Raw genomic sequence first — 25,490 nt, forward strand, 5'->3', positions numbered from 1 at the left:
TATTTAGGGGGAAGGGGTGCCTCCGGCGGGCAAAGGGACTCGCTCCCTTTGCAATCCCGATAATGGGGTGGTGAGTAATCTGGCGGCGGTGTTGGTGGTTTTGAAAGCCTGCGGCGCGGCGAGGTTGCGCTGATATGCGCCGCAGGCTTTAAAATTCAGACGGTGCGTCCAACACCCATGATCGCCCCCAATGCGCAACAAAGACAGTAACGGGAGCGCGAGGGTCTAGACCCTCGCATCATCCTTTTCTAACGCCGCCCGATGCAATCCCTGTCCGAATCCATCCGCAACGCCCTACTCACCGCCCACCCTCGCAATAAGGTGATGGCGACGCGCAAACTGGTGCGCGCATGGCGCAAGGGGCAATTGGCGTGGAATTTCAGCGCCGCCATGCCCGACCGCCCCGCAAGGCCGGATAAGCCCGAACTCCTGCCCCCCAACCGCATGCCCAAACGCGGGCGTGGCGGGTCAGAGCGGGCGCGGATCGCGCTGTGGCATTCGCTGGCGCATATCGAATTTGTTGCCATCGATCTGGCGTTGGACATGGCCGGGCGGTTTGGCGAACAGCGCGGGCGCAAATTTGTCGACGACTTCCTGACCGTCGCGGCGGATGAGGCGATGCATTACGCCATCATCGACCGGCATCTGGCGCGGATGGGCGCGGCCTATGGCGACCTGCCCGCGCATGATGGTTTATGGCAATCGGCCGAGGCGACGATGCATGATGTCGCGGCCCGTCTGGCCGTGGTTCCGATGGTGCTGGAGGCGCGCGGATTGGACGTGACACCCGCCACATTGGACCGCGTTCGGGCGTCGGGCGACGAGGCCGGAGCGCGCATACTCGAACGCATTCTGGCCGATGAAATCCGGCATGTCCGCTATGGTTCCGACCACTTTGCCAAGGTCGCAGACGAGCAGGGCGATTCTGCCGATGAACGGTGGCAGTCGCTGGTTACGCGTTATTTCAAAGGCGCCGTTAAGCCACCGTTCAACGACTCAGCGCGCCTGTCTGCCGGTCTATCGCGCAACGCGTATGAGGCGCTTGCCAGCCGCGACTGACCTGAGATAGCACAAACTCACGAGACGGCGGGGGGTTCCGACCATCTCCAACAATTTCTTGCCCGTGGAAATCCATGGGTGTCATTTCCCATGTCTGACGGCCATTTGGGGGGTCGAAGGGCGCAAGAATAAGGTATTTTGGAGTGGTCGCGCTTCGTATCTCTGCCAAGTTTCTTCTCGGCGCTCTTGCGGCCGTTGTGGCCCAACCGGCTCTGGCCAACAGCGCTGCGAATGCTGATATTGCCGCTCCGCTCCGCGCTGCCCAGGCGCCGATCTCGCAGGACAATGGCGATCAGAATTTCCGCCAGCTCTTCTCGTCCTGGCGTTCGATGGAAGGCAACAGCAACAAGCTGGTCAATGCCACCATCGGTAACAACAACGGCGGCGTCGCCGGCATCGTCAACCGCGCCATGTCGATCCCCTCGCGCTCGCCGCTCGATGGCCTGCGTTTGACCAGCGATTTCGGCATGCGCAGCCACCCCGTTCTGGGCGGTATGCGGATGCATAAGGGCATCGACCTGTCGAGCCCCACCGGCACCCCCGTCTATGCCACCGCCGATGGCGTCGTCAGCCGCGCCGACTGGTTCAGCTCGTACGGCCTGTTCATCTCGATCGAACATGGCGGCGAAATGCAGACCCGCTATGGTCACCTGTCGCGCCTGAACGTCGCCGATGGCCAGATGGTCCACAAAGGCGACCTGATCGGCTTTGTCGGCACCACCGGCCGTTCGACCGGCCCCCACCTGCATTACGAAGTCCGCGTCGAAGGCGTGGCGGTCAATCCGATCCCCTACCTGCAGGGCGAAGGCAATCCGCAATTGGCGCTTGCTTCTATCGCGCATCACGGTAAGAGTGACGAAGACGGCGAATAACTCATACAAGAGTTACATGGCCTTTCGGGATAACCAAGCCTGAGAAAGAAGGGCGGCAAACAAGCCCAACAGGCATTAGCATCTTGGAGAGGATGCGGAAAAAGCGGCGGGAAACTGCCGCTTTTTCTTTGTTCGCAGCGATTATAGGGATTGATGCGAGGGGCTAGACCCTCGCGCTCCCGTTACTGTCTGCGTTGCGCCATGCTTTCGGCCAACCCGTACGGCCGCAAGGCTCCCGCGCCGCAGGCTTTAAAATTAACACCCGCCACGCCGCGATCTTGTCACCACCCCATTATCGGGTTTGCAAAGGGCCCCCGCCCTTTGCCCGCCGGAGGCAAATACCCCGCCTCCAAGCTTACCCCTTATACAACCCATCCAACCGCGCCCCATACCGCTCCTTCAGCTTATGCCGACGGATTTTCAGCGAGGGCGTCATTTCCTCATTGTCGATGGAGAAAGGCTCGTCGGCGAAGGCAAACTGGCGGACCTTTTCGATCACGGACAGGTCGCGATTGACCCGGTCCAGCGCCTCACGGATCGCCGCGCGGAAGGCGGGCAATTCCTGAAGCGCGCGGACATCGGCCCCGTGGTGGCCATTGACCACCGCCCATTCGCGCGACCATTCCGCATCGGGCACGATCAGGCCGACGATGTAGGGTCGCTTGTCGCCGATCACCATCGCCTGGGCAATTTCGGGCTGGAGCGTGAGCATGCCTTCCAGCTTTTGCGGGGCAACATTGTCGCCCTTGTCATTGACGATCATGTCTTTTTTGCGGTCGGTGATGACGATCCGCCCCGCCGCGTCGATGTGCCCAATGTCGCCCGTGTGCAGCCAGCCATCTTTGAGCACCCGCGCCGTTTCGGCCTCGTTGCGCCAATAGCCATGCATGACCAATTCGCCGCGCAGCAGGATTTCGCCATCCGCCGCGATCTTCACCTCTGTCGCGTGGAGCGGGGTGCCCACCGTGTCCATCTTGATGCCGGTGCTGGGGCGGTTAACGCTGGCGATGGGGCCGCTTTCGGTCTGGCCATAGCCTTGCAGCAGGGTCAGGCCGACGCCTTGAAAAAACAGGCCGATTTCCGGGTTCAGCGGCGCGCCGCCCGACACCAATGCCTTGACCCGCCCGCCGAAACGCGCGCGGATCTTGGGGCGCAGCAGCTTTTCCAAAACCTTGTCCAGCGGCCAATCGAGCAGCTTACCCTTGCCCGCCCCGCGCCGCGCGGCCAGCGACACCGCGCTGTCCAGCAGCCCGGCGGCCAGTTTGCCCTGCTTTTCCACCTGCTTCATAATGCGGGTGCGCAACACTTCGAACAGGCGCGGCACGACGACCATGATGGTCGGGCGCACTTCCTCGATATTGCTGCCCAGCTTGTCCAGACCTTCGGCATACCAGATCTGGGCGCCCAGCCCGATGGGGAAGAATTGCCCCGCCGAATGTTCATAGGCGTGGCTGAGCGGAAGGAAGGAGAGGAAGACTTCCGGCTGCGCTCCAGTGGAGTCCCAACCGAAATCCTCGACGATGACATGGGCCGCACCCGCAACATTGTGCAGGATCGCCCCGTGATGCTGCATCACCCCGCGCGGGGCGCCGCCGGTGCCGCTGGTATAAATGATACAGGCGGTGTCGGCGCGTGAAATGCCGCTCATCCGCGCTTCGACCGCGGCGCGGGCCGCCGCCGCATCGCCGCTCAGCATCGATGCCCAATCGTGATATTCCACCGCCCCGGCCTGCGCCATGCCCAGCGGTTCCATCGCGATCAGGTGATTGGCCTGTCCCGAACGCAGCACGGCGGGCAGCAATGGCTTGGCCAGTTTCGTGGTCGAAACGATGACCCCGCGCGCCCCGGAATTTTCCAGAATGTGCAAATGGTCGCGTTCGGTGTTGGTCGTATAGGCCGGGACCGTGATGCATCCCGCCGCCATGATCGCCAGATCGGCGATGCACCACTCCGGCCGGTTTTCCGACACCAGCATGATCCGCTCACCACGCGTATAGCCAAGCCGGACCAGGCTTTGCGCGAGCAGGACCACGCGCCGCGCCGCCTCGGCCCAGGTGATGGATTGCCACCCGTCGGCGGTCTTGGCATGCAGAAACGGGCGATCGGCCAGCAAATCGGCACGCGAAAGAAACAGCGTGACCAGATTCGGACTGGTTTCAATATCGGCGATACGCAAGGAATTCGTCCTCTGCCCAGGGGAGTGCTTCAGGCTGTTCTTGGCCCTGATTTAGGCCCTGCCATGGGTGGTCGCAAGGGGAGTAAGAAAAAGCCCTGCTTCAGAGCGGGACATCGGCCCCGACCGCCTCGGCTACATTGGCAAAACCATCGCGGGTCAGCAGGCGCGAAAGCCCGGCGCCGATCTTGCCCGCAATCGTGTGGCCTTCATAAACCATGGCGGAATAAAGCTGAACCAGCGACGCCCCTGCGCGGATGCGGGCATAGGCATCGTCGGCATTGGCGATGCCGCCCACGCCGATCAGCGGGATCTGACCCCCTGTGGCGCGGCGGAAATCGACCATCCGCTGCTGCGCCAAATCACGCAAAGGCGCGCCCGACAGGCCGCCCGTTTCGCCCGCATATTGGCTGGCCAGAGGCGGGCGGCTGATCGTGGTGTTGCTGACGATCAAGGCGCCAAGCTGGCGTGAGATGGCGATACGGGCGATGGCCTCGACATCGGCGGGTTCCAGATCGGGGGCGACTTTCAGGAACACCGGCGGTTTGTGGCCGGTTTCATCGCGCGCGGCGATCACCCCATCGAGCAATTCGGTCAGCGCCGATTCGTCCTGAAGCGCACGCAGGCCCGGCGTGTTCGGGCTGGACACATTGACCGCCAGATAGGAGGCCAACGGCGCAAAAATCCGCGCGCCATAGGCGTAATCGGCAATGCGGTCGGTCGCGTCTTTATTGGCGCCAATGTTGATGCCGACAATCCCGCCACGCGTCATGCGCGCACGCAGGCGCTTTTCCGCAGCCTCGGCCCCGCCATTGTTAAAGCCCATGCGGTTGATGACGGCGCGGTCTTCCTCCAGACGGAACAGGCGCGGCTTGGGATTGCCCGATTGCGGCAAGGGCGTGATCGAGCCTACCTCGGCAAAGCCAAAGCCAAGGCCGAGCAGCGCGTCGGGCACTTCGCCATCCTTGTCAAAACCGGCCGCCATGCCGACAGGCGTGGGGAAAGTCAGACCCGCCACCGTGCTGGTCAAAGGCCCGCCGGGCGCGACCGGGGCCCCCGCAATCGGCAGATATTTGAGCGAAGCCAGCGCCATTCCATGCGCGGTTTCGGCATCCAGACAGAACAGGGCTTTGCGGATCAGGGCATAGGTCATGGGCCGGAGCCTATGACAAGAAGCGCGGGATTTGTCGATTCTCCACAACCGATCCATCCGCGCGGCACGATTGTCAGACAATTGTTGGTGAAATCCTTTGCACAGAAAGCTTTACCGCAAATTTACCTAAAATTCACCGGCGGAATTGACGCAATCTTACAATTAACATCTCGCGCAATGCTCTAACTGCCTCCTTGCGACCCGAAGGGCTCGTGGTGTTTGCCACAGAGTTCTCGAAACTCAAGCGGCCCTCCCATGCGTTGGGGGGGCCGTTTTTTTACGCGCTGATTTTTCCGCCTCTACGCGCTTCACCCCTATAAACCGCCCGCCTTGCCACTTGCCCGCGCGGGGGCAAAGTCCTAGGGGCCTTTAAATCGGATTGATTCGGTCTTATTTGAATCGGGTCAGGAACGGACGAAGAAGGAACCGGACAATGCGATTGTCCAGCATGGCCGATTACGCAGTGGTGGCAATGGTGGCCGCGGCCCGGCAATGTGGCGTTGCGGGTGCCGATTCCGTTGGCGATGGCGAGGTGCGCGCGCGTTCCAATGCCGGGCAACTGGCGCTGGAAACGGGCCTTCCTGCCCCCACGGTGCAAAAGCTGGTCAGCCGGCTGGTCGCGGCCGGATTGCTGACTTCGGCGCGGGGCGCGGGCGGCGGGCTTGGGCTGGCACGCGATGCCTCGCAAATCAGCCTTGCCGATATTGTCGAAGCGGTCGAAGGGCCGATTGCGCTGACCCCTTGCGTCGAAGGGATCAGCCATGATTGCGCGCCGGGGCTGGGTTGCAGTGTGCGCCCGCATTGGCCGGTGGTGAATGAGGCGCTGCGCCTGGCCTTGTCGGGGGTTCCCCTGACCCGGTTGATGGCGCCGCAGGACAGTGTGGAAATGGTGCAATGAGCGAAGATATCGAGATCAAGGATCAGGCCGCACGTGAGGCTGCCGCAAAGGTGGCCGAATATGAACACGGCTGGGTGTCCGATATCGAGCAGGAATATGGCCCCAAGGGCCTTTCCGAGGACACGGTCCGCTATATCAGCGCCAAGAAGGATGAGCCGGAATGGATGCTGGAATGGCGGCTCAAGGCCTATCGCCACTGGCTGACCATGCCGATGCCCGATTGGGCCAAGCTGAACATTCCGCCGATCGATTATCAGGAAGCCTATTACTGGGCCGCGCCCAAGAAAAAGGATGGGCCGAAGTCGCTGGACGAGGTCGATCCCGAAATCCTGCGCGTCTATGAAAAGCTGGGCATTCCGCTGGCCGAACAGGAAGTGCTGGCCGGTGTCGAGGGCGCGCGCAAAATCGCGGTGGACGCGGTGTTTGACTCGGTTTCGGTGGCCACCACCTTCCGCAAGGAGTTGGAAGCGGCGGGCGTGATCTTCCGCTCGATTTCCGAAGCGATACGCGAATATCCGGAACTGGTGAAAAAGTGGCTGGGCCGCGTGGTGCCGATGGCGGACAATTATTTTGCCGCCTTGAACTGCGCGGTGTTTTCCGATGGGACGTTTGTTTACGTGCCCGAGGGCGTGCGCTGCCCGATGGAATTGTCGACCTATTTCCGCATCAATGCCGAAAACACCGGCCAGTTCGAACGCACGCTGATCGTGTGTGATCGTGGAGCCTATGTCTCCTATCTCGAAGGCTGCACCGCGCCGATGCGCGATGAAAACCAGCTTCACGCCGCCGTGGTCGAACTGGTCGCGCTGGATGATGCCGAGATCAAGTACAGCACCGTTCAGAACTGGTATCCCGGCGATGCCAATGGCAAGGGCGGCATCTATAACTTCGTGACCAAACGCGCGCTGTGTCAGGGCAAGCGGTCCAAGGTATCGTGGACGCAGGTGGAAACCGGATCGGCCATCACCTGGAAATACCCTTCGTGTGTTCTGAACGGCGAGGACAGCGTGGGCGAGTTCTACTCGGTCGCCGTCACCAACAATTATCAGCAGGCCGACACCGGCACCAAGATGATCCACAACGGCAAGGGGTCGCGTTCGACCATCGTGTCCAAGGGCATCAGCGCGGGCCACAGCCAGAACACCTATCGCGGGCTGGTCCGCGTCGGCGCCAATGCCGAGGGCGTGCGCAATTTCACCCAGTGCGACAGCCTCCTGCTGGGCAAGACCTGCGGCGCGCATACCGTGCCCTATATCGAGGTGCGCAACCCCACCGCCACCATCGAGCATGAGGCGACCACGTCGAAGATTTCCGACGATCAGCTCTTCTACGCCATGCAGCGCGGGCTGGACACGGAAAGCGCGGTGGCCCTGATCGTCAACGGTTTCGCCAAGGAGGTCTTGCAGCAACTGCCGATGGAATTTGCGGTGGAAGCGCAGAAGCTCTTGGGCATCAGCCTTGAGGGGAGCGTGGGGTGAAGGTCATTTACCGCATCACCTACCCGAACGGCAAAATCTACATCGGGCAAGATGTAACCGACAGTATTAACTACTTCGGTAGTGCATCAAGTGATCTCATCGCTGCTGATTTCGCCCGTGAGGACCGCATGAGTTTTACGATTACCCGCGATATTTTGTGGGAATCTGAAAGCGCAAGCAAAGCTGAAGTCGATGAAATGGAACGTAGGGCTATCGTTGAATTCCGGTCCAATGACCCCACCGTTGGTTACAATCGCTGGCCCAAGTTTCGAGGTGAGGCCATGCCCGCAGACGCTCAGGACAACAAAGTATGCTGACCATTGAAAACCTCCACGCCTCCGTCGCGGACAAGCCGATCCTCAAGGGTCTCAACCTCACCATCAACGCGGGCGAGGTGCACGCGATCATGGGGCCGAATGGCGCGGGCAAATCGACCACCGGCTATGTGCTGGGCGGGCGTCCGGGCTATGAAGTGACCGAAGGCTCGGCCACGTTCAACGGGCAGGATCTCTTCGCGCTCGATCCGCATGAACGCGCGGCTTCGGGCCTGTTTCTGGGTTTCCAGTATCCGGTCGAAATCCCCGGCGTGTCGAACCTGCAATTCCTGCGCGAGGCTTTGAACAGCCAGCGCAAGTTCCATGACCTGCCCCCGCTGTCGGGTGGCGAGTTCCTCAAGCTGGCCAAGGAAAAGGCTGGCTTGCTCAAGATGGACATGGAAATGATGAAGCGCCCGGTCAACGTGGGCTTTTCGGGCGGCGAGAAGAAGCGCGCCGAAATGGTCCAGATGGGCATCCTCGACCCCAAGCTGGCGATTCTGGACGAGACGGACTCCGGCCTCGACATTGACGCGCTGCGCATCTGCGGCGAGGGCATCAACGCCATCATGCGCAAGCCTGACAAGGCCGTGCTGCTGATCACCCATTATCAGCGCCTGCTCGATTATGTGAAGCCCGACTTCGTGCATGTTCTGGCCGGGGGCCGCATCATCAAGACCGGCGGGCCGGAACTGGCGCTCGAACTCGAAGAAGGCGGCTACGAAGGCGTCGTGGCATGAGCACTCTGCCCACCAGAAAGGCGGAGGATTGGCGCTATGCCGATCTGGCCGCGCTGGAAAAGCTCTGGCCCCTGCCCGCGGCGGAAAAGGTCACCGTGGCGGCGGGCGAGAGCTTTGCCCGCGCCATCGTCAACAAGGGCGGCGTGGTGCAACTAAACCTGGTGCTGGAGGCCGGAGCGCAGGCGGCGGTCCATGTGCTCAACACCGCCAATGCCTATGCCCGCATCGAAATCGAAGTGACCTTGCATGAAGGCGCCGATTTCAAACTGGGCGGCGTGCAATTGAGCAGCGGCGACCAGACCGCCGAAATCGTTACCACCGTCCGCCACATCGAACCCAACGCGACCAGCCATCAGATGATCCGCTCCGTCGCGGGCGGCACATCGACGGCCAGCGTTCTGGGCAAGGTCTATGTGGCGCAGGGCGCGGATGGCACCGATGGCGAACAATCGGTGCGCGCGATGCTGCTGGACCGCACGGCGCAGGCCAATGCGCGGCCCGAGCTGGAAATCTATGCCGATGACGTCAAATGCGCCCATGGCTGCGCGATTGGCGAATTGGACGCCAACGGGTTGTTCTATCTGGCCGCGCGCGGGATCGAACCGGCCCGCGCCAAGGCGCTGATGCTGCAGGCCTTTATCGCCGAAGCCTTTGACGGGGCGGGCGAAGAAGACCATCTGATCGCGCAGGCACAGGCCGCTTTGGAGGCTTTGCTGTGAGCGTGGAAACCCTCACCCTTGATCTGGCGAAAATCCGCGGCGATTTTCCGGGGTTGGCAGGTGGCTGGCACTATCTGGACAGCGGCGCCACCGCGCAAAAGCCGCAATCCGTGATCGACGCCACCGTCAACGCCATGGGCCGCGACTATGCCACCGTCCATCGCGGCGTTTACGCCCGCAGCGCCAATATGACGCTGGCCTATGAAGAGGCCCGCCGCAAAGTGGCCGGTTTCATCGGCGGGCGTGAGGACGAGATCGTGTTCACCCGCGGCGCGACCGAGGCGATCAACCTTGTCGCGCAAAGCTGGGGTGGAGCGCATTTGCGCGCCGGAGATCGCATCCTGATCTCAACGCTAGAGCATCATTCGAACATCGTGCCCTGGCAATTGCTGCGCGACCGGGTGGGGGTCGAAATCGACGTTTGCCCGCTGACCGATGATGGCCGGATCGATCTGGACGCCGCCGCGCGTATCCTGACGCCTGCGCACAAGCTGGTCGCGCTGGCCCATGTGTCCAATGTGCTGGGCAGCGTGCTTCACGTGGAACAGGCCGTGGCTCTGGCCCATGGCGTGGGTGCGAAAATCCTGATTGATGGGTGTCAGGCCGTGCCGCGCCTGCCCGTCGATGTGGCGGAGCTGGGCGTCGATTTCTACGCTTTTTCCGCGCATAAACTCTATGGCCCGACCGGCATCGGCGCGCTCTGGGCGCGGGCGGAAATCCTCGATTCCATGCCCCCGTGGCAGGGCGGCGGATCGATGATCGACCGCGTGACCTTTGAAAAAACCACATGGGCCCCCGCCCCCACGCGCTTTGAGGCCGGCACCCCCGCCATAATCGAGGCCATCGGCTTTGCCGCCGCCGTCGATTATGTGCAGAGCATCGGCCTGCCCGCCATTCATGCGCATGAGGCCGGATTGGTCAAAACCCTGCGCGGCGCGCTCTCGGCGATGAATGACGTCACCGTGTTCGGCCCAGAGGACAGCGCCGGGATCGTCAGCTTTGCCATCGACGGGGTTCACCCGCATGACCTTGGCACGATTCTGGACGAGGCCAATGTGGCGATCCGCGCCGGGCACCATTGCGCCCAGCCTTTGATGGACCACCTTGGCGTGCCCGCCACCGCGCGCGCCAGCTTTGGCCTGTATAGCGACGAAAGCGATATTGCCGCGCTGATCGCCGGCATTGAACGCACGAAGAGGATCTTCGGCTGATGACTGACACGACTTCCGATGACACCCCCCGCTTCACCGTGGAGGAAGTGAATGACGCCCCCACCCCGCCGCGCGCGCGGGTGGACATTGCCGCCGCCCCTGCTCTTGGCGCCGATGGCGAGATCGAAAAGATCGCCGACAAGGTTGCGCGCAAGGCCGATTACCTCGAAGGTTTCCTTTCGCAACAGCCCACGGGCCTGACCCCGCACGAACCGGGCGGCGAGCTGTATGAGGGCGTGATCAACGCGCTCAAAGAGATTTTCGACCCGGAAATCCCGGTCAATATTTACGAACTGGGCCTGATCTATGGCGTGGAAATCACGCCCGAAGGCTCGGCCAGCATCACCATGACGCTGACCACGCCGCATTGCCCGGTGGCCGAATCGATGCCGGGTGAGGTCGAACTCCGCGTCTCGGCGGTTCCGGGCATTCGCGACGCCGATGTTCAGCTTGTCTGGGATCCGCCATGGGACCCGGCCAAGATGAGCGATGAAGCCCGCCTCGAATTGGGGATGCTGTAAAATGACCGTGACCACGCGCAAGCCCCGCCCCGCCGCCGTCCTGCTGACGCCCAATGCCGAGGCGCGCGTGGCCAAGTTGATGAGCGAAGCGCCCGAAGGCGCCATCGGCGTCAAGCTGTCCACCCCGCGCCGGGGCTGTTCGGGTCTGGCCTATTCGGTCGATTACATCGACGCGGCCAGCCCGCTGGATGAAAAGATCGAGACGCCCGGCGGCCTGTTCTTCATCGACAGCGCCAGCGTGCTGTACCTGATCGGCAGCACGATGGATTGGGTGGAGGATGATTTCACCGCCGGTTTCGTGTTCAACAACCCCAATGCCAAGGGCACCTGCGGCTGCGGCGAAAGCTTTACGGTTTAAGATTTGCGGTGACACATCCGTGTCGCGGATTCTTTGATGAGTTGACAAATCGCCTCCGCGATTTGTCTGCGCCGCAAGCTTCAGGCGGACGCCTGAAGCGCACCCAACCAAAATCCGGAGGCCCCCTCATGGGCCTCCGGGGCATTTCAAGCCATTCTCGCCTCCTGCATCTGCAGATATTGCATCAAGCGCTGGGGCACGCGCTGGGCCTTGACGCAGCAACGGCGCAACAGGTTAAGCGCGGCGGGCGAATTGACCTCGCCATCCTCGTCGATCCGGTCGATCAACCATATGGCCTTGGCATCGTCGACGACGCCTTCAGGCGCGCGCTGTTCCACCAGCCAGTGGGAAAGCGTTTCACCAATAAAACTCACCCATTCCGGTGATGGTGAACGAAGATGCGCATTAATAGCCAGCAGCGCTTCGGCATCATCCGGGTTCAGTCGGGCCGGATTGTTGGCGGGCAGATCGCTAATCGAGTTCGGCATTTGGTGCATTCCTTTCGGTTTGCGCCCCCGTCGGTATCCCCTTGGACCGAAATGACGAATCGTGCCTTGCCGCCAAATGAACCAGATTGTCAGACGCGATGAAGCGTTATTTGGAAATGCGCACTTCGTTTGTTCACAAATGTCGCGTTTTATATCAAAGTGTTCATTTCCGGCGCAGCGCCGCCACACAGGCCGCCCGGTCCACATCGCGCGCATCGGTGCTGCGCCGCGCATCGACATAGGTGGCGCGCACTTCCCCCCCTGTCCCCTGCGGATAAAGGTAAACGTCCAGAACGCAGGCGGGGCCGACAAATTGCAGCTTGCGCGCATCGCCTTCCACGACATCCAGCCGCGGCGGGCCGAACAAACGGCTCAGATCCGCCGAGCGGGCGCCAATCACCCCTTCCAGCCCAGGCGCGGCATGGATCACCGCATTGGGCACCGGTTGACGGCGCGGCGCCACCGGCACAGCCGCCCGCCCGGATGGCCGCGCCGATGGACGTGGCGTGCTGGCCACCGGCCCTTGTTCACCGCAAGCGGCGATAAGCGGGAGCAACAGGATCGGCAGGGCAAAGGACAAGCGCATGGCGGCATGCTCTTGCCCCGCGCATGGGGCCTGTCAATGCCACATGCGGCCAAACCGCTTGTCGCCCCGCCGCGCCGCCGCTAGGGCAAGGGCAACCAACCACAGCAGGAAGCATTGCACACCCATGTCCCAGCCCAGCATCGATGTCATCGCCATCGGTAACGCCATCGTCGACGTTCTGGCCCCCGCGTCCGAGGATCAGATCACGGCCCTGGGGCTGGCCAAGGGCGGCATGACATTGGTGGACCCGGACCGGGCGCGTGAACTTTACGCCGCCATGGGCCCCGCACGCGAGATTTCGGGCGGCAGCGCGGCCAACACGCTGGCGGGTCTGGCCCAGCTTGGCGCCAAATGCTCCTTTATCGGGCAAGTCGCCGATGATCAGTTCGGCAATGTCTTTGCCCATGACATCCGCGCGGGCGGCATTGGTTTCGACACGCCGGTCCGCAATGGCGAACCCGCCACCGCGCAATGCCTGATCTTTGTCACCCCCGATGGTCAGCGCACGATGAACACCTTCCTTGGCGCCAGCCAGTTCCTGCCCGCCGACGCTCTGGACGAGGCAGTGATCGCCGATTCGCGCGTGCTTTATCTCGAAGGCTATCTGTGGGACCCCGAAGAACCCCGCCGCGCCATGCGCCGCGCCATTGCCGCCGCACGCGGCGCGGGTCGCGAAGTGGCCTTCACCATGTCGGACGCCTTTGTCATTGCCCGCCACGGCGATGATTTCCGCGCGCTGATCGCCGAGGGTCAGATCGACATCCTGTTCGCCAATGAACACGAATTGGCCGCGCTGACGGGGCTGGAGGATTTCCACGAAGGTCTGGACCAGCTTGCCGCCAAGGTGCCCTGTGTCGTCGTCACCCGCAGCGAAAAGGGCGCCCATGCCGTCCGTCGCGGCGAAACCGCCCATGTCCCGGCCCAGCCCATCGAGGCCGTGGTCGACACCACCGGCGCGGGCGATCTGTTTGCCGCCGGTTTCCTGTTCGGCCATGTGCGCGGCATGGATCTGGAAAAGTGCCTGACGCTGGGCGCGATTTGCGCGGCCGAGGTGATCTCGCACTATGGCGCGCGTCCCGAAGCCGACCTCAAGGCGCTGACGGCCTCGGTCATCGGGTGACCCGTTGGAGCGTTTTCCGATCATTCGGGATCGGAAAACGCGACTAGCCCGCGCGGCGCTTGAGCGTCGCTTTTCCGTTCGCGTCAGCTTGAACGGAAATCGCTCTAAGGCCGTAAAACCGCCCGTTTCAAAAAATCTGAAAAAAATTTCGCCCCCGGCCTTAAAAAGGTCCGGGGGTTTTCGTTCTGTCGTATGCGCGCCAAAGAACATGCGTTTACCGGGGCGGGGCAAGCCCGGTGATGTTGGTTGACGCGCAAAGAACCGGTCAGAGGCAATCTGGCCGAAACAGGATGTCAACTAACAGGAACAGGACCCATGACCGCAGGAGTATCGCCCGTCTCTCCGGTAGTACACGGCACCCCGGCCAGCCGGACGGCTTATGAAGCAACGCCGTTGACCCCGGCGATCGAAAAAGCGACCGCCATGACCAAGGCTGACCCGCCCAGCGTTCTGGACCCCAGCCAGACCGAGCCACGTCAGCCCAATGACGGGTTCAGCGGTTTCAGCACCTACGCCTGAGGCGCAGCCACAAGTATTTCCCAGCCCCCATTTCCCAAAATCCAGAGGATAGCCCCCATGACGATGAGCATTTCCAGCCCCGCCGCCCCGGCCGTCGCGGCCAATAGCGCAGCACAGGCCGCCATGGCCGCCGCATCGGCCGCCATGGCCACCGGCATGGCCAATGGCGGTTCGGGCGGCAGCGCCCCCGTGCCGCCCCCCAGCGGCCCGGCCGGCGCGTCCTTTACCGCCTATGCGTAAGGGTCATTGAACGCAGATCATTCTGCTTCGCGTGCGACCTCGCGCCAGCCGATATCCCGACGGCAAAACAGTCCCGGCGCGGTGATCGCACCGACAGCGGCGTAGGCTTCGGCCTGCGCCGCTGTTACGTTGTGGCCCCGGCCCGTCACGTTCAACACGCGCCCGCCCGCCGAAACCAGCGCGCCGTCCTTGATCGCGGTGCCGGCATGGAAAACCTTGGCGCCGTTGGCCTGGGCCGCATCGATCCCGGCAATCGGGCAATCCTTGGCCGGCGTACCGGGATAGCCATCGGCGGCCATCACCACGGTCAGCGCGGTATCATCGGAAAATTGCGGCGCGGCAATGCTGCCCAAACGATCCGTGGCGCAGGCATAGAGCAATTCGCCCAGATCGCTGGTCAGACGGGTCATGATGACCTGACATTCGGGATCGCCGAAACGGGCGTTATATTCGATCAGCTTGGGCCCTTCACGCGTCAGCATCAGGCCCGCAAACAGCACGCCCGAATAGGGCATCCCTTCATCGGCCAGCGTCTTGACCGTGGGGGCGATGATACGGGTCATCACCTCGGCCTGAAGTTCGGCGGTCAAAACCGATGCGGGCGAATAGGCGCCCATGCCGCCGGTGTTGGGGCCGGTGTCGCCATCGCCCACACGCTTGTGATCCTGCGCCGAGGCAAAAGGCACGATGGTCGCGCCATCGGTCAGCGCGAAGAAGGAGGCTTCCTCGCCCTCCATGAATTCCTCGATCACGGCTTCGGCCCCATTTTCATCAACAGGGCCGAAACGGCCCGCGAAAATGTCGCGCACGGCTTCCTGCGCCTCGTCCATGGTCATGGCCACGGTCACGCCCTTGCCCGCGGCCAGACCGTCGGCCTTGACCACCACAGGCGCGCCGAACTGATCCAGCACGGCCAGCGCCTGTTCCAGCGAGGTCACGCGTTGATAGCCCGCGGTCGGGATATTGGCCCGCGCGCACAGATCCTTGGTGAAGCCCTTCGACCCTTCAAGCTGCGCGGGCAGCTTGTTCGGACCGAACACTGGCACGCCCGCCCCGCGCAACGCATCGCCCAGCCCGTCGACCAGCGGCGCTTCGGGGCCGACCACGACGAAACCGATCTGATATTCATCGCAAAAGGCCAGAACCGCGCCATGATCGGTCACGTCCAGCGTCACCAGTTGCGCATGCTCGGCAATGCCCGGATTGCCGGGGGCGGCAAAAAGCTTTCCACCGTTTGCCAGAACCGAGGATTGCGATAGACGCCACGCCAGAGCATGTTCGCGCCCGCCCGAACCCAGCAAAAGGATATTCATGCCTGCCTCTTTCGATTCCGATGATGATCTCTCCGGCGCGCTCGTAGCGAAAGCGACGCGCGGCGACAACGCAGAACCCCTCTCGATCACCGAGATTTCTGCGCTGTTGAAGCGGACGGTCGAGGATCGCTTCTCTTTTGTGCGCATCCGGGGCGAATTGTCGGGGGTGAAACGCGCCGCGTCGGGCCATTTGTACCTGTCGTTAAAGGACGAGGGCGCAAGGCTGGACGGCGTGATGTGGAAGGGCAATGTCGCCCGGCTGGGTTTCCGGCCCGAAGACGGGGTCGAGGTTGTCGCCACGGGCAAGCTGACCACCTATCCGGGGCGATCCAATTATCAGATCGTCATCGACAAGATGGAGATCGCGGGTGAAGGCGCGCTGCTGGCCTTGCTGGAAAAGACCAAGGCGCGGCTGGAGGCCGAAGGGCTGTTTGATCCACGCCGCAAGCGCCGGTTGCCGTTTTTGCCCGGCGTGATCGGGGTGGTGACTTCGCCGACGGGGGCGGTGATCCGGGATATTCTCCACCGTCTGGCCGACCGTTTTCCCTCCCGCGTGATTCTCTGGCCGGTGCTGGTGCAGGGGCAAGGCGCCGCCGAACAGGTGGCCAATGCGGTGCGCGGTTTTTCCGAAATGGCGCCCGATGGGCCGATCCCGCGCCCCGATGTGCTGATCGTCGGGCGCGGGGGCGGGTCGATCGAGGATCTGTGGTCGTTTAACGAGGAAATCGTGGTCCGCGCGATTGCGCAATGTTCGATCCCCGTGATCAGCGCGGTCGGCCATGAAACCGACACGACTCTGGCCGATTTTGCCGCCGATATGCGCGCCCCCACCCCCACCGCCGCCGCCGAAATGGCCGTGCCGGTACGCGAGGAATTGCGCGCCTTTGTCGGCGACCTGGGCCTGCGTTCGCGCCGCGCGGTGGTGCGCCCGGTGGTGCTGGGCCGCGAAAGGCTGGAGGCCCGTGCCCAGCGTTTGCCCACGCCCGAGGAACTGATCGCGGCCAAGGCGCAGGCGCTGGATGAAACCAGCGAGCGTTTGCGTCGCGCCCTTGGCAATGTCGCCCAGCGCGCGGGCATGCGCCTGCAACGCGCCGCAGGGCCTTTGACGCCGGGGCTGCTGCAATCCCGCCTGCGCCATGCCGAAGCGCGGCTTTCGGCGCAAAGGTTGAACCCCGCCCTGTTGGCCCAGCGGCTGCGCCATGACCGGCAAAGGCTGGACGGGGTGACGCGTATCATGGCCAGCCTCAATCCCGACAATGTGCTGGCGCGCGGCTATGTCCGGGTGACGGCATCGGATGGGCGCACGCTGACCAATCGCGAGGCGGCCATGGGCGAATCCAGCCTGACGCTGCATTTCCGTGACGGCGTGATGGATGTGACCCCCGGCCACACTCCCGCCCCCCGCGAGGCCGAACCCGCCGCGCCCAAACGCCCCGCCCCTGCGCCCCGCGCCAAAACCACCCCGCCCGCGCAGGATGATTTGTTCGGCTGATCATGCTATAGAAGGCCCATGTTGATGAATTCTCCCGATCGCGCGGCGGTGCTGCGCTATGAACCCAATGGCTTCACCATGCTGACCCGCGGCAACCACGTCGTTTGCGCCGTTTCGGGCGAGGCGATCCCGCTTGAATCCCTGCGCTATTGGAGCGTGGAGCATCAGGAAGCCTATGCCACGCCGGAATTGGCGACAAAGCGCCTTTTGGGTCGATGATTTCGCGCCGCGCGGTGCTGGGCGGGCTGGCGGCTGTGCCGGTGGCGGCCCATGGGTTTTCGCTCGACGTTGGGCCGATCACCTTTCCGCGCGGCGAAACGACGCAAGGCGGCTGGGCGCAGGGACAGGCACCCAAAGGGTGGCAGGTGGCGCTGGATGGCGCGCCTTTGACCACCGATCCCATGGGGCGCTTTCTGGTTGCCTTTGACCGGGATGCGGCGCCCGTGGCGAAATTGACCGCATCGGCGCCGGGGGGAACGCAAGCCGTTCTGGGGCTGGATATTTCTCCGCGCGCGTGGCGGCTGGAGAATATCAACGCCCCCTTTCGCCCGCCCGCCATGCCGGAGGGCGAATATGCCCGCATCCGCGCCGAAGAAGTCGCAAGGATCGACGCCGCCCGTCACGCCGATGCGACATCGGATGGCTGGCGACAAACCTTCATCTGGCCGATCAAGGGGCGGATTTCGGGCCTTTTCGGCTCTCAACGCATCTATCGCGGCACGCCCGGTTCCTATCACACCGGCAGCGATGTCGCGATGCCCACCGGCACGCCCTATCTGGCCCCGGCCGATGGGGTTGTGGTGCTCGCCGCGTCATCGCCCTTCACGCTGGAGGGGCATTTGCTGATGATCGACCACGGCATGGGGCTGGTCAGCGCCTTTCTCCATTCCTCCGAACTGCTGGTCCGCGAAGGCGATAGGGTCAGCCAGACCCAGCCCATCGGCAAGGTGGGGATGACAGGCCGCGCCACAGGGCCGCATCTGCATTGGGGCATGCGCTGGCGCGAGGCGCGGTTGGACCCGATGTTGTTTGCCGGACCTATGGTTTGAACCAGTGGTCGAGGAACAGGCCCATCGGGCGCGGGGTCAGGCCCAGTTCCGCAAAGCCCTTTGCCCCATCGGCCGCCACGCTGCCGGCTTTCAACAGCGCGATCTGATCGGCCGAAATCGGCGTTCCGGGCAATGCGGCAAAGATCCGCGACGCCGGATCGGGCATGGGCAAGAGGTGGATCTTCCTGCCCAATGCCTTGGCGATGCGTTGGTTGAGTTCCAGCATCGAGAGGACCTCTGGCCCGCCCAATTCATAGGTTTGCCCGCCATGGCGCGCCGGATCGGACAGACAGGCCGCAATCGCCAAGGCCACATCATCAACCAGCACCGGTTGCAACAGGCCATCGGGCACAAAGACCGGCAGGATCGCGGGCAAAGGCAAGCCCGCCACCATTCGCATCAACCGTGCGAACATGTTGAGGAAATTGTCATCCTGCCCAAAAATTACGCTGGGCCGCAGGATTGTCGCGCCGGGAAAACCTTTGAACGCGGCCACCTCGCCCGCCGCCTTGCTGCTGGCATAGGGGACGGGGGATGACGCATCCGCGCCAATTGCCGAAACATGGACAAAGGCGCCCGCTCCGGCCTCCTTTGCCGCGCGGGCCAGCTTTTCAAGGCCGCTGCCCTGCACCGCGTCCAGAGGGCCGGAAAACAGGCCCACCAGATTGACCACCGCGTCGGCCCCCGACAGCGCCCGCACCACGCTTTGCCCATCGCGCAGGTCCGCGCGGGCGAATTCGACCTGTCCGGGATCGCCCTGTCCGCGAATCGCCCATGCCTTTTCCGGGTGGCGCGATACGATTCGCAAACGCGCCCCCGCCCGCAACAGCGCATGGGCCAGATGCCCCCCGACAAAACCGCCCCCGCCCGTGACCACCACCAGAGCATCGCGCAGAACATCGCTCATCGCCGCTTCTCCCAAGGAAATGTGCAGGTTCAAGATGGTGCGAACCGCCCCCCGCCGCAATCAGGGCAAAAGGGCAAAAAGGGGGCGATCAAAAAAACTTTTCAGTTTCGCGAAAAAAATCTCCTTTTTGCGTTGACAGGATTCGAAGGTGCGCTTAGAGGCGCGGTCCTACCCGGCGCGGGCAGCAACCGAAAGGAAGCTAAGCCTCGGTGCCAAAAAGCAAATGTGCCCAGGTGGCGGAATTGGTAGACGCACTAGCTTCAGGTGCTAGCGCTCGCAAGGGCGTGGAGGTTCGAGTCCTCTCCTGGGCACCATTTGCACTCCCGGCCAGCGGCCGGGAGGATCGACAAACCCCCGAAAATCTGCGATTTTTGAGCCTCACCACTCCCGGGGCGTGTCAGGCTATTTCAGGCAGTCCGGGGCCATGTGGTGCCATGAGGGGGGCCAGATGGCACCACCCTGAATCTGATGGCACCATGGCCCTCTGATTGCCCGGTCAGGCAGTTCCCGCACCAGCCGAGGAGCTTTGCCGTGGCGCTCAAGGAACTCCAGATCCGCAACCTTCGCCCTGCGGACAAGACCTATCAATGCACCGATGACCGGGGCCTCTACCTCGAAATCAATCCCAATGGATCGAAGTTGTGGCGTTACAAGTATCGCCATATGGGCAAGCAGAAGCGTCTGGCGCTGGGACGCTATCCCGAGGTAGGCCTTGCCGACGCGAGGCGCAGACGCGACGATGCCAGACGGAAACTGGAGGCCGGAAGCGATCCGCTGGCTGAGCGCAAGCATGACAAGCTGGTAGCGGCGTTCAAGGCGGCCAACAGCTTCGGCGATATTGCCAAAGAGTATATCGACAAGATGGTGGCAGAGGGTCGCGCGGATACGACGACCACCAAGGCCAACTGGCTGCTGGAGCAACTGGAGCCGATTGCGGACCGCCCGCTGGCAGAATTGAAGCCGCTCGAAGTGCTGGGTGCGCTCAAGCGACTTGAGGCCAAGGGCAAGCACGAAACCGCGCGGCGCTGCCGATCCTTTGCCAGTCGCGTTTTTCGCTATGCGGTCGCAACGGGGCGCGGGGAAACCGACCCGACATCGATTCTTCGCGGCGCGCTTATAACGCCTAAAGCGAAGCATCACGCGGCCATTCTGGAGCCGGTGCAGGTAGGCGAACTGTTGCGCGCCATTGACGCTTATTCCGGCCATACCGTCACCCGGATTGCGATGCAGATTGCCCCGCATGTGATGGCGCGTCCGGGTGAATTGCGACTGGCCGAATGGTCGGAATTCGATCTGGAAGAAGCTGTCTGGAAAGTTCCTGCCGAGCGGATGAAGATGCGTCTGCCGCATGAAGTTCCTCTGTCCCGGCAGGTGATCGCCTATCTGGCGGAACTCCTTCCGTTGACGGGGCCAACGGGCTTTGTCTTTCCCGCCTTCCACACTTCGCGGCGCCCCCTGAGTGAGAATACGATCAATCAGGCTTTCCGCCGAATGGGCTATGGGCCGGGTGAAGTGACGCCGCATGGATTGCGCACCACGGCCTCCACGCTGCTCAATGAAAGCGGGAAGTGGAATCCCGATGCCATCGAACGCTCGCTGGCACATGCGGACCCAAACACGATTCGCGGGATCTATAACCGGGGCCGCTACTGGGATGAACGCGTGAAAATGCACCAGTGGTGGAGCGATCATCTCGACCAATTGCGGGCTTCGAAAAAGAGCAAGCCTTCCCAGTCAGAGAAGGCTTGCGCGTGAAGAAGGCAATCGATTCTAGGTTGTTTTCGCATGACCTGCTGGTTCGCCTGAGCCGCTCATGCGAATTACCCGGAGGCAGGCTATGACAGCCTCAGGACTCCCTTATCCGGGCATTGCCTGCTCGCCAGCCCGCCGGATCATGGATCCATTGGTTGATAGCCGACTCATACCAGCCGGTGCCGCGCGTGCTGATCGGCACCTGCCGGGGGAAGCTGCCGTCCGCGACCTTGCGATAGACGGTCGAACGCGACAGCCCGGTGCGGGCAAGAACGGTTTTCAAACGGATGATGCGTTCGTGGCTGGTCATTGGACAGATCCCTTTGGCAAGGTCTGCCCGCCGCAGGCCGGGAACAGTATGGGGAAGTCGCAGGAACGACGCGCGTGGGACGCGGCACTATCGCGAAGAATCGCGACTGTAATGCGCTGCGATTCTCGGCCAAGCCACTGACGCAGCAGACCCGATAAGAGGAGATCGGCTACACGCGCAGGTCGCATCAAAGCGGTATGCAGCAAGCTGTCAGGACGGAAATTCATTCTGGACATGGCAAAAGCTTCCTTATGGAGAAACCTTCGCCGGGGTCATGAAGCGCTGTTGAAGATACAGGTGCATGGCCTTCATTTCAAGCTCAGCATCCCGGCCCATTGCGCGATCTCGGGGCGGGCAGCACGTCCGGAGAGGTCGATCATTCCGGGGGGTGCATTCCCTTTCTCAACCGAACGCCTGCCATGCCGGGTGGTACATGTATTACGGGAAAGAACGGCTTTCTTTCAGCTTGTTGGCACCATGCACCCAGAGGCTTGTGTGCACTGTACAACACGGCACCGAAAATCTGTCCCACGCGTATCACAGCCTCAAAATACTGATTTTCATGCTGAAATTGGCAGCAGCACCCGTGCGTAGGGTCCATTACACTTACGCCCGCTTTGGGCGTGCGTCCGACCTCCCGCATGGGCCTGTCCCATGCGCCCGCAAAGAACTTTCGGGGGTGGGCAAATCACTGGCTTTATGGAATGATTCGTCAATGGCAGGGGCGGCGCCTTCGGGTGGCTTTGGCGGAGCGAAGCCGATGACAAAGGCCCTTTGGGTAAATCCCCGCGTGTCCTGGGGATTGGAAGGCCACGCTGGAGCGAGGCCCCCTTTTTGCCGCTGGCCAATTCAGTTGCGTGGGCCATGCAAGATGTTGTTAGGATGAGGTGATGAAGACCGATCTCGATCATCTGCCGGCCCACAAGCAGCGCGAACTCGAGCGCGTGGTGCAACTGCTGTTCGAGGAATTCGACGGCGCGCATGTGGAGGCGACCGGCAGGCGCAGGACGGGGAAGATCGTCAAGATTCTTTTGTATGGTAGTCATGCGCGCGGCGGCTGGGTGGATGAACCTCATACCGCCAAAGGCTATCGTTCCGACTTCGACCTGCTGATCATCGTCAGCCAGAAGGAACTGGCTGACCGGGCCGCCTACTGGACCCGCGCGGACGAAAGGCTGATAGAGGAAATGATCGCCGGGCGGTTGCGGACCCCGGTCAATTTCATCGTCCATTCGCTTCAGCAGGTGAACGACGGTCTCGCCCATGGGCGGTTCTTCTTCATGGACATCGCAAACGAAGGCATCGCGATCTACGAGTCTGATGACCGTGAGTTGGCAAGGCCGATGCCCAGAACACCGCAGGCCAATCTCGATATGGCGCGGGAGTATTTTGAGGAGTGGATGGGGAACGCAGTCGGTTTCTCAGAAAACTTCAAATTCTCTCTGTCGCGGGGAGATTGTAAGCGGGCTGCGTTCCTTCTCCATCAAGCGACGGAGAGCCTCTTCCACGCGGTCCTTCTCGTGAGCACCTTGTATTCGCCACACAATCACAATCTCGCCTTCCTGCGCACCCAGGCCGAGCGGTTGGACCTCCGGCTTGTGGCAGCATGGCCCCGCGAATTGCGCAAGGATCGGGCCCTGTTCGAGAAGCTGAAAGACGCTTACGTCAAAGCGCGCTACTCCAAACATTATCGGATCACCGCCGAGGAACTGGCATGGCTGGGGGAACGGGTCGAGGAACTCGGGCGCATCGTTCACACCATCTGCACGGAACGTCTCGCCGCACTGGAAGCTGCCGTGAAGGGGTGATGGCCTGCTGGCCATCACCCCTTCGATCTGCCCCGCTTTCGCCCCCTACGCCCACGCCACGGGGCGATACGCAGCCTCTCAACACCCTTTCCGCGCCTGCCCTGCTTCCACGCCGGTCGCCTTGCTGTCAGGGCTCCTCCAGCCCCTCGGTAAGCTTGCTCAGGGCCCCCGCCAGAGCACTTTCTACCTCTCGGATGCTCACCCCAAGGCGGAAGGCAATGGCACCATGGCTGAGGCCATCACTGGCTGACAGAAGGTAGGCTGCCCTCTCCACCATCGGCAAAGTGTCCAGCAGGGCGATCAGGCGCTGGCGTTGCCCTGCGGCCCAATCCTGAGGCTGGCTCCGGTGCTGTTGATCGCGCCCCATGGCCTATGCCCTGCCGCTGCGGTAGGGCACATCACCGTTCCGCTTCAAGGACATTTCCGCCCAGGTGAGCGAACCCAGTCGCCGCGCGGTCTGTGTCCATAGGCATAGCGAATGATGGCTGGAGAAATGTTGGTCACGCTCGATCCGCAAACCTAAAGGCAGACGCACAGAGGCCAACTCGTTCAGCGAGAAATAGCCCAGCTCCGGACAGCCGAAACCCAGATCGGCCAACCCGAATAAGGTATCGCCATCCTCGTCCAGTTCGCTCGCCAGCCATGTTGCAGCACCACACGGGTTGAACAGTTTGAGCACAGGCACCGGATCGGGCGCGGGCAGGTTGTCACGCTGCGCCACCCTATGGAGGGCACCATTGACCAGCAGGGCCACGCGGATCTTTTCGGGAAGGAGGATCATGCCGCCACCCTCCCTTCGGTGATGGAGCCTTGCTCCGGCTCAGCAGGCCCCGACTGAAGTGCATCCCTGCTGTCCTTGCTCACCCTGTATTCGGCATGCCTTGCCAGCATCCATTCGGCGGCCTTGCTGGCCTGACTGGCGGCGCGGAAGATGGCACGGTTGTCCTCGCGCAGTACCTCCAGCCATGAACCAAGGTAATCGGCATGGCGCACGGTCGGCACAATGCCCAGCGCCGCACAGAGGAAGGCCGAACCCATTTCCGCGACAAGTTCCTCGCGGGCATAGTCCTTGCTGCCAAAGGGATTGAGGATCTTGCGATCCAGCCGCGAGCCATGGCCGGTGGCATGGCAAAGCTCATGCAGGGCCGTGCGGTAATAATTGATCTGTTCAAAGAAGGCCGGTTGCGGGGGCACCTGCACATAATCGGCAGAGGGCACATAGAAGGCCTTGGCTCCGCCGATGCGGAACGGCACGCCCGAGGCCGTGATGACTTCCTCGGCCAGCGGCACCATCTCACGCTCAGGCAAGGGCGCAGGATCACCAAACAGCTCTTTGCCCTGCCCTTGGCCGTGCCCTTCGCCCAGCCCCTCACATTGCGCCACATTGAAGACGGTAAAGCGCTTGAGGAAAGGAACCGATCTTGCATCCTCGCCGCTTTCCAGCGCGCGCGCCTTCTCGGCCTGCGGGGTGAAACGGTCGGCATAGACCACCGAGACGCCCTTCTCGCCCTTGCGGACAATGCCGCCTGCTTCCAGCGCTTGCCGAAAGGTCAGCCAGCCTTGGGAAGGATAACCGCCTTCGATCACGCTGCCCCAGAGCAACAGCACATTGACGCCGGAATAGGTTCTGCCGGTCAGCGCATTATGCGGCAGCGCGGGATACAGGCCACCCTGCCCCGAACCATCCACCGTCCCCCATGGCTGCACCCACGGAAAGCGCCCCGCCTCAAGCTGGGCGATGATCTTTGCCGTCACTTCATCGTAAAGCGAATTACGGTTCCCGCCGCGCGGCGCTTCACCCTCGCCCGCAACGCAACCTTTGCTTGTCTGACGCATGGTATCCTCCTTGCGCCACCCCAAACCAACATTGGCTTCCCCCGGAGCGTGGGCGGGCGGCACAAGCGCCATTCAGGGCGGGACCACAGGTCCGGGCTGCACCTCCGGCCGCAACAACGTGGAGGAGCCGGGCCGAAGACCCGGCTTGCAGCCCGGACGGGCCCGCCCAAAAGGGCGCGCCGCTCACCCGCGCTCCGAGGGGAAGACCACACAAACGCCGCCGCGCAGCAGCGCGGCGTCAACTGATCTATTTCCCTTTCGGCCCAGTGATCGTTACCGAAGGCCGGAACGGGCGCAGCTTGATCTGGCGGCGGCCCTGGCGCCGTAGAGCACGGTCGCGCCTTCAAAGCGCGAGGGCCTCCATGATCTCCGAGAAACAACTACGTACATAGGTAGCTGATGAGTGTAATGACCCTCTAAGCGCCCGCATGGGGGCGCACGGGAGGCGAACCCTAAGTTTAAATGAGGGGCCTTGGGGCGTACGCCTCCGATAGCGGCCGCCTTGTGGATGCCCATCCGGTGTGGATTTAGGCCCCGGTGCTAGCTCTGGTGTTAGCACTGGTGCGAAGGATCA

28 protein-coding genes and 1 tRNA gene are annotated in these 25,490 nt (G+C 62.7%); 19 read left to right on the top strand and 10 right to left on the bottom strand.

Annotated features, from left to right (window positions below):
* Positions 1–261: 261 nt before the first annotated feature.
* Complete coding sequence (locus ACZ9HU_RS14455; protein WP_476105927.1) at positions 262–1,059, top strand: ferritin-like domain-containing protein; 798 nt, start codon at positions 262–264, stop codon at positions 1,057–1,059.
* Between the two features lie 143 nt (positions 1,060–1,202).
* The gene (locus tag ACZ9HU_RS14460; protein ID WP_476105928.1) at positions 1,203–1,931 is read left to right on the top strand and encodes a M23 family metallopeptidase; all 729 of its coding nucleotides are present in this window, start codon (positions 1,203–1,205) and stop codon (positions 1,929–1,931) included.
* A 355-nt stretch (positions 1,932–2,286) separates the two neighbouring features.
* On the opposite strand, the gene ACZ9HU_RS14465 is transcribed toward ACZ9HU_RS14460, so the two are convergent.
* Entirely contained in the window at positions 2,287–4,107 is a 1,821-nt protein-coding gene (locus ACZ9HU_RS14465) for an AMP-dependent synthetase/ligase (protein ID WP_476105929.1), read from the bottom strand.
* 100 nt (positions 4,108–4,207) lie between these two features.
* Positions 4,208–5,257 carry a quinone-dependent dihydroorotate dehydrogenase gene (locus ACZ9HU_RS14470; protein WP_476105930.1) on the bottom strand — a complete coding sequence of 350 codons (1,050 nt, stop codon included), beginning with the start codon at positions 5,255–5,257 and terminating at the stop codon, positions 4,208–4,210.
* Between the two features lie 433 nt (positions 5,258–5,690).
* Between ACZ9HU_RS14470 and ACZ9HU_RS14475 the strand changes: the two genes are divergently transcribed.
* The 8 genes from ACZ9HU_RS14475 to ACZ9HU_RS14510 are packed head-to-tail and all read left to right on the top strand — an operon-like array spanning position 5,691 to position 11,496.
* On the top strand, positions 5,691–6,155 hold the full coding sequence (locus tag ACZ9HU_RS14475) for an Rrf2 family transcriptional regulator (protein WP_476105931.1): 465 nt from the start codon (positions 5,691–5,693) through the stop codon (positions 6,153–6,155).
* On the top strand, positions 6,152–7,633 hold the full coding sequence (gene sufB, locus ACZ9HU_RS14480) for a Fe-S cluster assembly protein SufB (RefSeq protein ID WP_476105932.1): 1,482 nt from the start codon (positions 6,152–6,154) through the stop codon (positions 7,631–7,633). The genes ACZ9HU_RS14475 and sufB overlap by 4 nt, the downstream gene beginning before the upstream one ends.
* A complete protein-coding gene (locus tag ACZ9HU_RS14485) occupies positions 7,630–7,950 on the top strand; it encodes a GIY-YIG nuclease family protein (protein ID WP_476105933.1) in 321 nt (106 codons plus the stop codon). Before sufB ends, ACZ9HU_RS14485 begins: the two co-directional genes overlap by 4 nt.
* Positions 7,944–8,687, top strand: coding sequence for a Fe-S cluster assembly ATPase SufC (gene sufC, locus ACZ9HU_RS14490; protein ID WP_476105934.1), 744 nt, complete (start codon positions 7,944–7,946; stop codon positions 8,685–8,687). The genes ACZ9HU_RS14485 and sufC overlap by 7 nt, the downstream gene beginning before the upstream one ends.
* On the top strand, positions 8,684–9,406 hold the full coding sequence (locus ACZ9HU_RS14495) for a SufD family Fe-S cluster assembly protein (protein WP_476105935.1): 723 nt from the start codon (positions 8,684–8,686) through the stop codon (positions 9,404–9,406). Before sufC ends, ACZ9HU_RS14495 begins: the two co-directional genes overlap by 4 nt.
* 2 nt (positions 9,407–9,408) lie before the next feature.
* Positions 9,409–10,617 carry an aminotransferase class V-fold PLP-dependent enzyme gene (locus ACZ9HU_RS14500; RefSeq protein WP_476105957.1) on the top strand — a complete coding sequence of 403 codons (1,209 nt, stop codon included), beginning with the start codon at positions 9,409–9,411 and terminating at the stop codon, positions 10,615–10,617.
* On the top strand, positions 10,617–11,138 hold the full coding sequence (locus ACZ9HU_RS14505) for an SUF system Fe-S cluster assembly protein (RefSeq protein WP_476105936.1): 522 nt from the start codon (positions 10,617–10,619) through the stop codon (positions 11,136–11,138). Before ACZ9HU_RS14500 ends, ACZ9HU_RS14505 begins: the two co-directional genes overlap by 1 nt.
* 1 nt (position 11,139) lies before the next feature.
* The gene (locus ACZ9HU_RS14510) at positions 11,140–11,496 is read left to right on the top strand and encodes a HesB/IscA family protein (protein ID WP_476105937.1); all 357 of its coding nucleotides are present in this window, start codon (positions 11,140–11,142) and stop codon (positions 11,494–11,496) included.
* 146 nt (positions 11,497–11,642) lie between these two features.
* Here ACZ9HU_RS14510 and ACZ9HU_RS14515 read toward each other — a convergent pair whose 3' ends face one another.
* Positions 11,643–11,984, bottom strand: coding sequence for a hypothetical protein (locus tag ACZ9HU_RS14515; RefSeq protein ID WP_476105938.1), 342 nt, complete (start codon positions 11,982–11,984; stop codon positions 11,643–11,645).
* Between the two features lie 163 nt (positions 11,985–12,147).
* Entirely contained in the window at positions 12,148–12,570 is a 423-nt protein-coding gene (locus tag ACZ9HU_RS14520) for a hypothetical protein (protein WP_476105939.1), read from the bottom strand.
* 124 nt (positions 12,571–12,694) lie between these two features.
* On the opposite strand from ACZ9HU_RS14520, the gene ACZ9HU_RS14525 reads away from it, so the two are divergent.
* The 3 genes from ACZ9HU_RS14525 to ACZ9HU_RS14535 all read left to right on the top strand — a co-directional run bounded on the left by ACZ9HU_RS14525 (position 12,695) and on the right by ACZ9HU_RS14535 (position 14,449).
* Positions 12,695–13,690, top strand: a complete 996-nt coding sequence (locus tag ACZ9HU_RS14525; protein WP_476105940.1) for an adenosine kinase — start codon at positions 12,695–12,697, stop codon at positions 13,688–13,690.
* Between the two features lie 315 nt (positions 13,691–14,005).
* Positions 14,006–14,209 (top strand): hypothetical protein, encoded by a 204-nt coding sequence (locus ACZ9HU_RS14530; protein ID WP_476105941.1) that lies wholly within the window; start codon positions 14,006–14,008, stop codon positions 14,207–14,209.
* A gap of 57 nt (positions 14,210–14,266) precedes the next feature.
* The gene (locus tag ACZ9HU_RS14535; RefSeq protein ID WP_476105942.1) at positions 14,267–14,449 is read left to right on the top strand and encodes a hypothetical protein; all 183 of its coding nucleotides are present in this window, start codon (positions 14,267–14,269) and stop codon (positions 14,447–14,449) included.
* A 17-nt stretch (positions 14,450–14,466) separates the two neighbouring features.
* Here ACZ9HU_RS14535 and purD read toward each other — a convergent pair whose 3' ends face one another.
* The gene (gene purD / locus ACZ9HU_RS14540; protein WP_476105943.1) at positions 14,467–15,762 is read right to left on the bottom strand and encodes a phosphoribosylamine--glycine ligase; all 1,296 of its coding nucleotides are present in this window, start codon (positions 15,760–15,762) and stop codon (positions 14,467–14,469) included.
* Here purD and xseA point away from each other — a divergent pair.
* From xseA to ACZ9HU_RS14555, 3 genes are read left to right on the top strand one after another with little or no spacing between them, the layout of a single operon-like run.
* Positions 15,761–17,254: an exodeoxyribonuclease VII large subunit gene (xseA, locus tag ACZ9HU_RS14545; RefSeq protein ID WP_476105944.1), complete on the top strand. Its 1,494-nt coding sequence runs from the start codon at positions 15,761–15,763 to the stop codon at positions 17,252–17,254. The two genes, purD and xseA, sit on opposite strands and share 2 nt — an antisense overlap.
* Positions 17,255–17,272: 18 nt before the next feature.
* The gene (locus ACZ9HU_RS14550) at positions 17,273–17,473 is read left to right on the top strand and encodes a DUF2093 domain-containing protein (RefSeq protein WP_476105945.1); all 201 of its coding nucleotides are present in this window, start codon (positions 17,273–17,275) and stop codon (positions 17,471–17,473) included.
* The gene (locus ACZ9HU_RS14555) at positions 17,470–18,303 is read left to right on the top strand and encodes a M23 family metallopeptidase (protein ID WP_476105946.1); all 834 of its coding nucleotides are present in this window, start codon (positions 17,470–17,472) and stop codon (positions 18,301–18,303) included. Before ACZ9HU_RS14550 ends, ACZ9HU_RS14555 begins: the two co-directional genes overlap by 4 nt.
* Here the strand turns inward: ACZ9HU_RS14555 and ACZ9HU_RS14560 are convergent.
* Positions 18,293–19,210: a complex I NDUFA9 subunit family protein gene (locus tag ACZ9HU_RS14560; RefSeq protein WP_476105947.1), complete on the bottom strand. Its 918-nt coding sequence runs from the start codon at positions 19,208–19,210 to the stop codon at positions 18,293–18,295. The genes ACZ9HU_RS14555 and ACZ9HU_RS14560 overlap by 11 nt on opposite strands.
* Before the next feature lie 227 nt (positions 19,211–19,437).
* Here ACZ9HU_RS14560 and ACZ9HU_RS14565 point away from each other — a divergent pair.
* Together ACZ9HU_RS14565 and ACZ9HU_RS14570 are read left to right on the top strand one after the other, a co-directional pair.
* Positions 19,438–19,524 (top strand) — tRNA-Leu (locus ACZ9HU_RS14565).
* Positions 19,525–19,741: 217 nt separating this feature from the next.
* Positions 19,742–20,965, top strand: coding sequence for a tyrosine-type recombinase/integrase (locus tag ACZ9HU_RS14570; protein WP_476105948.1), 1,224 nt, complete (start codon positions 19,742–19,744; stop codon positions 20,963–20,965).
* Between the two features lie 91 nt (positions 20,966–21,056).
* Here the strand turns inward: ACZ9HU_RS14570 and ACZ9HU_RS14575 are convergent, their stop codons facing one another.
* The gene (locus ACZ9HU_RS14575; RefSeq protein WP_476105949.1) at positions 21,057–21,272 is read right to left on the bottom strand and encodes a helix-turn-helix transcriptional regulator; all 216 of its coding nucleotides are present in this window, start codon (positions 21,270–21,272) and stop codon (positions 21,057–21,059) included.
* A gap of 890 nt (positions 21,273–22,162) precedes the next feature.
* Between ACZ9HU_RS14575 and ACZ9HU_RS14580 the strand changes: the two genes are divergently transcribed.
* The gene (locus tag ACZ9HU_RS14580) at positions 22,163–23,080 is read left to right on the top strand and encodes a HEPN domain-containing protein (RefSeq protein ID WP_476105950.1); all 918 of its coding nucleotides are present in this window, start codon (positions 22,163–22,165) and stop codon (positions 23,078–23,080) included.
* Positions 23,081–23,207: 127 nt separating this feature from the next.
* Here the strand turns inward: ACZ9HU_RS14580 and ACZ9HU_RS14585 are convergent, their stop codons facing one another.
* From ACZ9HU_RS14585 to ACZ9HU_RS14595, 3 genes are read right to left on the bottom strand one after another with little or no spacing between them, the layout of a single operon-like run.
* A complete protein-coding gene (locus ACZ9HU_RS14585) occupies positions 23,208–23,447 on the bottom strand; it encodes an RNA polymerase sigma factor (protein ID WP_476105951.1) in 240 nt (79 codons plus the stop codon).
* Positions 23,448–23,450: 3 nt separating this feature from the next.
* Positions 23,451–23,861, bottom strand: coding sequence for a DUF2958 domain-containing protein (locus ACZ9HU_RS14590; protein ID WP_476105952.1), 411 nt, complete (start codon positions 23,859–23,861; stop codon positions 23,451–23,453).
* Positions 23,858–24,916, bottom strand: a complete 1,059-nt coding sequence (locus ACZ9HU_RS14595; RefSeq protein ID WP_476105953.1) for an ArdC family protein — start codon at positions 24,914–24,916, stop codon at positions 23,858–23,860. Before ACZ9HU_RS14595 ends, ACZ9HU_RS14590 begins: the two co-directional genes overlap by 4 nt.
* Positions 24,917–25,490: the final 574 nt, after the last annotated feature.

The organism is Novosphingobium sp. Sphag1I (genome assembly GCF_056279125.1).